Origin of the sequence: Streptomyces sp. CBMA123, from assembly GCF_014596465.1 — a bacterium.
In the GTDB taxonomy this organism is placed as follows: domain Bacteria; phylum Actinomycetota; class Actinomycetes; order Streptomycetales; family Streptomycetaceae; genus Kitasatospora.
The window spans coordinates 1-10,346 of the sequence record NZ_MECK01000192.1 but is presented as its reverse complement, the minus strand read 5'-3'; the positions used below and the strand labels follow the sequence as shown (position 1 = coordinate 10,346).

The 10,346-nt window shown below is 76.2% G+C and carries 5 protein-coding genes and 1 pseudogene; all 6 read right to left on the bottom strand.

Translation table 11 applies throughout. From position 1 onward, the window contains the following. A partial coding sequence (locus BG452_RS21640; RefSeq protein WP_223242548.1) for a condensation domain-containing protein occupies nucleotides 1-1,617 on the bottom strand: 1,617 nt, incomplete at its 3' end. Further along, on the bottom strand, nucleotides 1,614-3,398 hold the full coding sequence (locus BG452_RS21635) for a non-ribosomal peptide synthetase (protein ID WP_188305998.1): 1,785 nt from the start codon (nucleotides 3,396-3,398) through the stop codon (nucleotides 1,614-1,616). The genes BG452_RS21640 and BG452_RS21635, both read right to left, overlap by 4 nt. 141 nt (nucleotides 3,399-3,539) lie before the next feature. Continuing rightward, complete coding sequence (locus BG452_RS21630) at nucleotides 3,540-5,333, bottom strand: non-ribosomal peptide synthetase (protein WP_188305997.1); 1,794 nt, start codon at nucleotides 5,331-5,333, stop codon at nucleotides 3,540-3,542. 29 nt (nucleotides 5,334-5,362) lie between these two features. After that, complete coding sequence (locus BG452_RS21625) at nucleotides 5,363-6,538, bottom strand: acyl-CoA dehydrogenase family protein (RefSeq protein ID WP_188305996.1); 1,176 nt, start codon at nucleotides 6,536-6,538, stop codon at nucleotides 5,363-5,365. Continuing rightward, nucleotides 6,535-9,621, bottom strand: coding sequence for a non-ribosomal peptide synthetase (locus BG452_RS21620; protein ID WP_188305995.1), 3,087 nt, complete (start codon nucleotides 9,619-9,621; stop codon nucleotides 6,535-6,537). The genes BG452_RS21625 and BG452_RS21620 overlap by 4 nt, the downstream gene beginning before the upstream one ends. 256 nt (nucleotides 9,622-9,877) lie before the next feature. Further along, nucleotides 9,878-10,346 (bottom strand): annotated as a pseudogene (locus BG452_RS21615) (non-ribosomal peptide synthetase); the annotation flags it as partial.

The following is a 10,346-nucleotide window of genomic DNA, read 5'->3' as shown; positions in this document are numbered from 1 at the left end:
GCGCGGGATCCGGTCCAACAGGGTAACGGCCAGTGGCAGTTCGGCCGCCGCGACGGAGCGCCGGAGCAGCGAGCGCAGGTCGGTGCCGCTGGGGGCGACCGGGCCGCGCACCACCGCGTCGGCGAGCGGCGGGCCGTCGGCGGTCTCGACCACGGCCGCGTCGGCCACCCCGGGGGCGGCCGACAGCGCCGCCAGCACCGGGTGCCGGACGTCGGAGACCAGGAGTTCGCCGGGCAGTTCGGCGAGCGGGCGGTCCTCGTCGTCGGCCACCGCGCGGAGCACGGCGGCGAAGGCCTCGACCAGCCGGGCGGCCGTGGCCTCGTCCAGCGCCGCCTGGTCGTGCTGGACCAGGCAGCGCGGCTGCGGGCCCTCCTCCAGCACCAGGGTGAGGTCGAACTTGGCGAGTTCCAGGTCGAGTTCGACGTGTTCGGCGTCGAGCCCGGGCAGCGTCAGCGCGGTGGCGGGCTGGACGAGGTCGCAGCTGACCGACAGCAGCGGGGTGCCGTCGGCGCCGCGGGCCGCCGCGCCGAGCCGCTCGACCACCAGGTCGAAGGGCACCTGGTGGTGCTGCTGGGCCTCCAGCAGGGCGCCGCGCACCAGGGCGAGCGCCTCGGCGAAGGACTCCTCCCCGGCCAGTTCCGCCCGCACCGCGAGGGTGTTGACGCCCAGGCCGACCGTACGGCGCAGCTCTGGCCGGGCGCGGTGGCCGCTGGCGCAGCCGAGGGTGAGGTCGTCCTGTCCGGCGGCGGTGCGCAGGGTGGCGAAGGCGGCGGCGAGGACGACGGCGAACAGGGTGGCGCCGTGCCGGGCGCCGAGCTGCCGCAGCTCCTCGACGGTGGCGGCGTCGAGCGGTACGGCGTGCAGCCCGGCGCGGCGGTCGCGGACGCCGGGGGCGACGGGCCGCAGCAGCGGCAGCGGTCGGGCGCCGGCCAGCTGGGCGGCGAGGGCGTCGGCGGTGGCGGTGAGTTCGGTGTCGCGGGCGCGCTCTTGGCGGGCGTACTCGGCGTACGGCAGGCCGGGCTGCGGCAGCCGGGGCTCGACGCCGTCACGGGCGGCGGCGTACAGCTCGGCGAGGTCGGCGGCGAGGACGGGCAACGAGCCGCCGTCGACGGCGATGTGATGGATCGTCAGCAACAGGGTGTGGTCCTCGGGTGCGTGCCGCAGCAGCAGGGCGCGCAGCACCGGCCCCTCGGTGAGGTCGAAGGGGCGGGCGGCCTCGGCCGCCAACCGCTCCGAACCGTCGCAGGAGACGTGAGAGGCGTCTTCGGAGGAGGCGTCCACGACCGGCAGCGGCACCGGCCCGGCCGGATCGATGTGCTGGTAGGGCTGCTCGCCTCGGCGCGGGTAGCGGGTGCGCAGCACGGCGTGCCGCTCGGTGAGGCCGGTGAGCGCGGTGGCCAGGGCCTCCGGGTCGAGCGGTCCGCGCAGCCGGGTGGCGATCGGGACGTTGTAGAGGGCGCCGCCCTGGCCGAGGTGGTCCATCAGCCACATCCGCTGCTGGGCGTGGGAGAGCGGGGCCGGGCCGGTGTCGGCGGCCGTCGGGCGCTCCGGCGTGGCGGCGGGGGCGGTGCGGCGGTTGCGGGCGCGGCGGAGCAGGTCGTTCTGGTCGCTGGTCATCGCTGGGGTGCTCCCGGGGTGTCGTCGGCGGCCCGCAGGGCGCGCTCGAGCAGTTCGGCCTGGCCGGCCACGGTGGGGTGGCCGAGGAAGTCGGCGAGGGAGAGTTCGACGCCGAGGTCCTCGCGCAGGTCGTCGACGACCCACATGGCGAGCAGTGAGTGGCCGCCCTCGGCGAGGAAGTCGGCGGCCGGGTCGGTGATCGGGCGTTCCAGGGCGCGGCTCCAGGCCTCGGCCACGACCTGCTGGATCGGGGTGAGTTCGGCCTCGGCCGTCGTGCGGTCCGCCGAGGGGTCCGGGGCGGTGGCGAGCGACCGCCGGTCGACCTTGCCGCTGCCGGTGAGCGGCAGCTCGGCGAGGACGGCCCAGGCGGTGGGCACCAGGTGGGCGGGCAGGCGTTCGGCGAGCCGGGTGCGCAGGGTCTCGACGGCCACCCCGGCGCCCTCGGCGAGGACGACGCAGGCGGTGAGCGCGGCGTCGGGCTGTCCGGCCCGGCGGACCACCACGGCCGCCTCGGCGACCTCGGCGAACCGCAGCAGCGCCTGCTCGACCTCGCCCGGCTCGATCCGGAAGCCCCGGACCTTGACCTGGTCGTCGGTGCGGCCGTGGAACTCCAGGGCGCCGTCGGGGCGTTGGCGCACCAGGTCGCCGCTGCGGTAGGCGCGGCCGCTGCCCGGGAGGTCGCGGAAGCGCTCGTCGGTCAGTTCCGGCCGGTCGAGGTAGCCCTGGGCGAGCCGCCCGCCGCCGATCCAGAGCTCGCCGACCGTACCGGGCTCGACCGGCGCGAGCCGCTCGTCCAGGACGAGGGCGCTGGCGCCGCCGAAGGGCCGTCCGATCGGGACCGGGCCGCCCTCGCAGTCGGCCGGGGCGATCCGGTGGGCGGTGGTGAAGGTGGTGGCCTCGGTGGGCCCGTAGACGTTGTACAGCTCCAGCCAGGGGAAGGCGCGCAGCACCGCCCCGGCGTACTCGGGGGCGAGGGCCTCGCCGCCGACGGCCAGGGTGCGCAGCACGCCGAAGATCCGGGACTGCTTGGCGGCCAGGTGGTGGAAGAGCGCGGTGGTGATGAAGGCGGTGGTGGCGCCGAACCGCTCGATGTCGCGGACGAGTTCCTCGGCGCTGGGCCGCTCGGCCGGCGAGACGGCGACGGCCGCGCCGCGGGCGAGCGGGGCCCAGAGTTCGAAGGTGGCGGCGTCGAAGGAGGGGGTGGAGTGGAAGAGCACCCGGTCGCGCGGGAAGAGGGGGAGCCCGTCGGGGGCGGTGACCAGGTCGGCGACGGCGCGGTGCGGGACGAGCACGCCCTTGGGGCGGCCGGTGGAGCCGGAGGTGTAGTAGAGCAGGGCGGGCGCGTCCGGTTCGGCGGCGTCGGGCACCGCTCCCCCGGTCTCCTCGGTGCCGCGCTCGGTGAGCACCAGGGTGCGTTCGGCGGGCAGCCCGGCGTCGGCGAGCAGCGCCTTGTCGCCGAGGACGAGCCGCACGTCCGCGTCCTCGGTCATCTCGGCGATGCGCGGGCGCGGGTAGGCCGGGTCGAGCGGGACGACCAGGGCGCCGGCCCGCCAGACGGCGAGCTGGGCCACCGCGAACCTGGCGGAGCGGGCGCACAGCAGGCCGACGGCGCTGCCGGGGCCGACTCCGCGCGAGGCCAGCACGGCGGCCAACCGGCCGGAGGCGTCCAGGAGTTCACGGTAGGTGAGGTAGGTGGCGCCGTCGGTCAGGGCGAGCGCGGTCGGGTGCTGCTCGGCCTGCCGGGCGACCAGGGCGGGGAGGGTGGGGCGGACGGGCGTCATGACTGGTTCCCTTCCGGGCGCCCCGGCGCTGAGGCCGGGAAGCCGCTGTTCAGGACAGGAGGCGGGGGCGGGGGGCGGGGCCGGGGCCGAAGCCGGACCGGGCCCCGCCCGGGGTACGGGCCCTACACGAGGGACGGACCGCTACGCGAGGGACGCGCTGGGCATCCGCTCCTCCACCAGCCGCGCGATCGCCCGCAGGTCGGGCTGGCGCAGCAGCAGGGGCGCGCGCAGCCGCACGCCGTACTCCCCCTCCAGGGACTCCAGCAGCCGGGCCGCGGCGAGCGAGTTGCCGCCCGAGGCGAGGAAGTTGTCGCCCGGGCCGAGGTCGGCGCGGCCGACCAGCTCCCGGCAGAGCTTCAGCACGGTGCGCTCGACCGGCGTCTCGCCCTCCTCGCCCACGGCCACCGGGACGGGAGGCTCCGCGGCGAGCAGCGCCGCGCGGTCCACCTTGCCGTTGGCGTCCAGCGGGAAGGTGTCGACCAGCCGGACGGCCGAGGGCACGGCCTGCTCGGGCAGCCAGGGCCGTACGGCGTCCAGCAGGCTCGCGGGATCGGCGTCCGCCCCGGTCTGCACGAAGGCCAGCAGCCGGACGCCGCCGGTCTCCGCCGTCTCGGCGGCGACCACGGCCCGGCGCACCCGGGGGTCGCGCTCGAAGGCGGCCTCGACCTCGGCGGGTTCGATCCGCACCCCACTGACCTTGACCTGGTCGTCCAGCCGGCCGTGGAACTCCAGCACGCCGTCGGCGCGCATCACCACCCGGTCGCCGGTGCGGTAGACCCGGTCGATGCCGTCCACGCCGGGCGGCACCTCGACGAAGCGGCGGGCGGTCAGCTCGGGGTCGAGGTATCCGGCGGCCAGGCCCCGGCCGCCGATCCGCAGCTCGCCGGCCGTGCCTCTGGGCACCGGGCGGCCCTGCTCGTCGGTGACCAGCAGGACGGCGCCGGGGATCGGCAGGCCGATCGGCGGCGCGCCGGCGCCGTGGTCGCCGCCGGGCGCCATGGTGTGCACGGTGGTGGCGACGGTCGCCTCGGCGGGGCCGTAGGCGTTGTGGACGGTCGCGGTGACGTCCGGTCCGGGGGCGCGGCGCAGCCGGTCGCCGCCGATCACCACGTGGCGCAGGGCCAGCCCGGCGGGCCAGGGCCGGTTGAGGATCGGCTCGGCCAGCGGGGTGGGCAGCAGGGTGACGGTGATGCGGGACTCGCCCAGCCATTCGGTGAGCGCGCCCGAGTCCCAGCGGACGGCCTCGGGCGCGACGACGAGCGCGGCGCCGGAGGTGAGGGTGGCCCACAGCTCCATGACGTGCGGGTCGAAGGACACCCCGATCAGCAGGCTGTGCCGCTCGCCGGGGCCGAGGCCGGACAGCTCCCGGTACCAGTGCAGCAGCGCGCCGAGCGCCGGTTCGGTGACGGCGACGGCCTTGGGGGTGCCGGTGGAGCCGGAGGTGAGGACGGCGTAGTGGGTGCCGGCGGGCACGCTGATCTGCTCGCCGGGCGTCAGGGCGGCCAGCACCCCGGCGGTGGACAGGTCCGACGTGGGCAGGTCCAGTTCCAGCCGCTCGCCGCCGGGCGGCAGCACGGCGGCCTCGCCGACCAGGCAGACCGGGCGCAGCTGCTCGGCGACGGCCTGCAGCCGCTTCTCGCCGGGGCGCGGGCCGAGCGGCAGGTGGACGGCGCCCAGCTTGGCTATGCCGAGGGTGACGGCGACCAGCGCCGCCGAGTGGCCGAGGCAGACGCCGACCAGGTCGCCCGGGCCGACCTTGCCGCGCAGCGCGGTGGCCACGGTCTCGGCGAGGCGGTCGAGCTCCGCGTAGTCGTAGCTGTGCTCGCCGTCGATCAGGGCGGGCGCCTGCGGGGTGCGGTGCGCCCAGCTGGTGAACAGGTCGAGGACCGCGCCGTCCTGGTGGGGACGACCGTAGCCGATGCTCAGGGATTCCATCAAAGTCTCCAAATACGTACGAGAAACCGTCAGTTCAGGCCCATGGAACGGGCGATGATCACCTTCTGGACCTCGGAGGTCCCCTCGATGATCGTGGTCATCCGGACGTAGCGGTACAGGAATTCCAGCGGGTGGCCGCGCACCCAGCCGGTGGCGCCGTGGACCTGGAGCGAGCGGTCCACCGCGCGCACGGCGGTCTCGGAGGCGACGAGCTTGGCGAGCGCCGCGTTCTCGGGCGCCTCGGTGCCCTCGTCCACCAGCCGGGCGCAGGCGAGGGTGAGCAGCTTGGCGGACTCCACCTCGGCGCGGGTGGCCACCAGGTGCTCCTGGATGTGCTGGTACTCGCCGATGACCTTGCCGAAGGCGCGCCGCTCGCGGGCGTACTCGACGCCGGCCCGCAGCGCGTACTCGGCGATGCCGTTGCACATCGCGGCGACCACCAGGCGGCCGCGGGAGAGGCTGTCCATGGCGAGGGCGGTGGCCGCGGCGATGCCCTCCTCGCCGCCGATGACGGCCTCCGGGCCGACGGTGACCTGGTCGAGCAGCAGCTCGAACAGCGGCTCGCCGGACATCCCCTCGTAGCGCTGGCCGATCCGCAGACCGGGCTGGTCCATCGGCAGCACGAAGGCGGTGGCCCCGGCGCTCGGGCCCTTGCCGTCGCCGAGGTCGGTGGCGGCGACCACCAGGGCGATCCCGGCGTGTTCGGCGTTGCTGACGAAGGTCTTGCGCCCGTTCAGCACCCAGCCGTCGCCGGTGCGCACGGCGGTGGTGGTGAGGTGGAAGGCGTCCGAGCCGGCCTGCGGCTCGGTGAGCGCCAGGCAGCGGGTCTGCTCACCGCGCACCAGCGGGATCAGGTGCCGCTCGATCTGCTCCGGGGTGCCGTGCCGCAGCAGCGGGCTGGGCCCGTCGGAGCCGGCCAGCGCGTAGGGGGCGAGCACGCAGCCGCTGCGCCCGGCGGCGTGGTGCAGCAGCACGACGGCGAGGAACGGCATGTCGGCGCCGCCGAGTTCCTCCGGGTAGTCGCCGGCGTAGAAGCCGAGCGCGGCGGAGCGCTTGCGGACGTAGGCCCGCAGGTCGCTCGGGACCTGGTCGGCCGTCTCGGGCAACTCGGCGGCGAGCGGCACGAGTTCGCGGCGGATGAAGCTCTCGAAGGCCTCGACGATCTCGCGGTGGCCGTCCTCCAGGACAGCGGAGGGGGCGGTCACTTGCTCTCCCCGGTGAGGACGCGGGCCTGGTCGGCCAGCACGGCGTGGCGGAACAGGGTGCGCAGCGGCGGGCGGCTGCCCAGGTGCGGCTCCAGGAAGGCGGCGAGCTGGGCGGCGAGCAGCGAGTGGCCGCCGACCTCGAAGAAGTGCGAGTCCGCGCCGAAGCGGTCGTGGCCGAGGACCTCGCGCCAGGCGGCGGCGATCAGCTCCTGGCCGGGGTCGTCGAAGGTGCTGGGTGCGCTCTCCGGCTCCGCCGGGACCTCCTGGACCAGCCGGGCCAGGGCGGCCCGGTCGGGCTTGCCGCCGGGCAGGGTGGGCATCGCCTCGACGGCCGTCCAGCTCGCCGGGACGAGTCCGCCGGGCAGCCGGCGGGCGAGTGCGGCGTGCAGCGCGGTCTGGTCGGGGCGCTCGGCGCCCTCCAGGAAGCCGACCAGGCGGGGGCCGGTCTGCGGGTCGGTGTGCAGCACCACCGCACAGGAGCGGCCGCCGAGTTCGGCCGAGGCGGCGGCCTCGATCTCCTCCAGCTCGATCCGGTGACCGCGCAGCTTGACCTGGTTGTCGGCGCGGCCGAGGAAGCACAGCCGGCCCTCGGTGTCGCGGTAGCCGCGGTCGCCGGTGCGGTAGACCCGGGCGCCGCCGAGCGCGGGGACGGTGACGAACCGGGCCGCGGTGGGCTCCGGCAGGCCGATGTAGCCCTCCGCCAACAGGTCGCCGCTGACGGCGAGTTCGCCGACGCAGCCGTACGGGAGCGGGCGCAGCGTCTCGTCCAGGACGTGCAGCCGCACGCCGTCGAGTTCGGTGCCGAGCGGGATCTCGCCGTCCGCGTCGACGTCGGCCGCGGTGACCTGGTGGACGGTGGAGGTGACGGTGGCCTCGGTGACGCCGTAGGCGTTGAGCACCGTGGTGGCCTCGGTCAGCCCGGCCAGCGCCCGGGCGGGCAGCCGCTCGCCGCCGAGGACGAGCAGTCGCGGCGACCAGCGGCCGTCGCGCAGCGCCTCGCGCAGGTCCTCGCGGACGGCGAGCAGGTAGCTGGTGGGCAGGTTGGCGACGGTGACGCCGCGGGCGGCGAGCACGGCGACCAGCTCGGGCCCGGTGGGCACCTCGCGCTGCGGCACCACCAGCGCGGCGCCGACCGCGAGGGCGGGCAGCACCTCCTCCAGCGAGACGTCGAAGGACGGCCGGGCGAACAGCAGCACCCGGTCGGCGGCGGTGAGTTCGTAACGGGCGGCGATCGCGGCGACGTACCCGGCGAGCGCCTCGCGGCCGACCAGGACGGGCTTGGGCACGCCGGTGGAGCCGGAGGTGTGGATGATGTACGCGCCGCCCTCCAGGGCGGCGGCGGGCTCGGCCTTCGGGAAGGCGGGGCCGTCCAGCAGCGCCGGGGTGACGCCCTCGGCCGGCAGCGCGAGCGCGCTCTGCCGGGTGGCGAGGACGAGCGCGGGGGCGAGCCGCTCCAGCAGCAGACCGAGCCGGGCGGCCGGGTCCTCGGTGGACAGCGGCGCGTGGACGGCGCCCAGCCGCAGGCACGCCAGCAGGGCGACCACGCTGTCGGTGCCGCGCGGCAGCACGGCGGCCACCGGCTGGCCGGCGGTGACTCCGGCGGCGCGCATCCGGTCGACCAACTCGCCGACCCGGCGGTCGAGTTCGCCGTAGCTGATCCGCTCGGTGCCGGCCAGCAGGGCGAGCGCGGTCGGGTCGTGGGCGGCGGCCGGGTCGAGTCCGGCCGGGACGACCGGGCTGGCCGGCTCGGCCTCGGGCGCGGGGGCCAGCTCGGCGAGCACCGTCTCCGGGCGGTCGAGGTAGTGGCGCAGCAGGTCCAGCAGGCGCTCGGACAGCAGCACGGCCCTGGCCTCGCCGAACAGGTCGACGTCGTAGTCCCAGATCAGGGTCATCCCGGCGGCGGCGTGCTTCTCGCCGACCACCCGGCGGTCGTCCGGCAGCAGCACCAGGTCCAGGTCGAAGCGGGTGGTGCCGGTGTTGAAGCCCTCGTACAGCGAGACGTCAAGCCCGGGCGCCTGGACGTCGGGCAGCGCGGCGTCGTGGGCGCTGAACATCACGTTGAACAGCGGGTTGTCGGCGCCGCTGGTGTGCAGTCCGAGGCGGCGGGTGAGCTCCTGGACCGGCAGGTCCTGGTACGGCAGGGCGCGCATCAGGACGTCGGTCACCTCGTCCACGGCGTCGGTGCCGGAGGCGGCCGGGTCCAGCCGCAGTCGCAGCGGCACGGTGTTGACGAACATGCCGACGGTGCCCTCGAAGCCCTCCGGGCGGTTGCCGACGGCGGTGCCGACGGTCACCTCGTGGTGACCGCTGTGCCGGCGCAGCAGCTCCGCGAACAGGGCGAGCAGGGTGCTGAACGGGGTGTGGCCGTCGGACTTGCTGCGCTCGCGCAGCCGCTCGGCGAGGTCGGCGCCGATCGCCTGGCGGAGCTGTCCGCCGCGGTGGCGGCGCTCGACGCCCGGCCGGGCCAGTCCGGGCAGGGTGACCTCGCGCGGGGCGTCGGCCAGCTCCTTGGTCCAGAAGGCGAGGGCGCGCTCGCGGGCCTGCGGGTCGACCTCGGTGCGGGCGTGCTGCTCGTACGAGGGGGCGGTGCCCAGCTCGTAGGGCTCGCCGAGGACGCGGGCGCGGTAGACGGTGAACAGGTCGCGCAGGAAGATCGCGAAGGAGTGGCCGTCGTGGACGAGGTGGTGCTCGACGTGGATCAGCCGGTGGTGGTTGTCGGCGAGCCGGACCAGGTGCCAGCGCAGCAGCGGGGCCCGCTCGGTGTCGAGCGGCTCCTCGGCCTCAGCGGCGAGCAGCCGGCGGAAGGTGGCCTCCGGGTCCTCCTCGGCGGAGAAGTCGCTGTGGCGCAGCTCCGGCGGGCAGTCCTCGGCGACCCGCTGGCCCGGGAGGCCTTCCGGTCGGGCCACCAACTCCAGCCGCAGGCCGGGGTGCTGGGCCAGGGTGGCGGCGAGGCCGGTGTGCAGGGCGTCCCGGTCGAGGGTGCCCCACAGGTCGAGGACGCCGGTGAAGTTGTAGGCGCGGCTGCCCGGCTGCATCTGCTCGTGCAGCCAGACGATCTCCTGCGACGGAGAGAGTGCGAACATGGATGATTCCCTTGTGTGGTGGGCGTGTCGGCACGACGGTGGCCGGGTGCGGGCGTGGGGTGGTCCCGGTACGGCCGGTGGGGACCGGACCGCACCGGGGTGAGGGTGCGGCCGGGGGCTTCGGGGAGCGGGGCCGTCGGGGGACGACGGCTCCGGGGGGACGGGGGCTTGGGGGACGGGAGTCCTGGGCGGCGGGGGTCCTGGTCGGCCGAAGTCGGGGACGTCCGGAGTCGGGGGCGGGCCGCCGGGCCGGGTCCTAGAGGTGACGGCGCAGCACGGCGAGCAGCTCGGCGAAGGCGGCCTCGGCGTCGGCGGCCGGGAAGCGCTCGCCGTCCCAGGCCAGGCGCACCGTCAGCTCGTCGCCGTGGGAGGCGGAGACGGCCATCGGCGCGGCGAGCGGACGCCCGGCGAGGTGGACCTCCCGGCCGGGCACCCCGCCGAGCACCAGCGCCGGGCGGCGCTGGAGGTCCTCGAAGGTGAGCATCGCGTCCAGCGCGCCCGACCAGGGGGACCCGGCGGTGCGGGCGGCCCGGACCACCTCGTCGAAGGGCGTGCCGGCGTGGTCGAGGTCGTCCCACCAGTCGTCGCAGAGCGCCTCCAGGTCGGCGACCGGGTGGGTGGGGACGGCGTGCACCAGGGTGTTGAGGAAGCAGCCGAGCACGGCGGGCGCGCCGGGCGGGCGGCCGCCCCACGGGTAGCCGAGCGCCAGCGGGCCGTCCACGCGG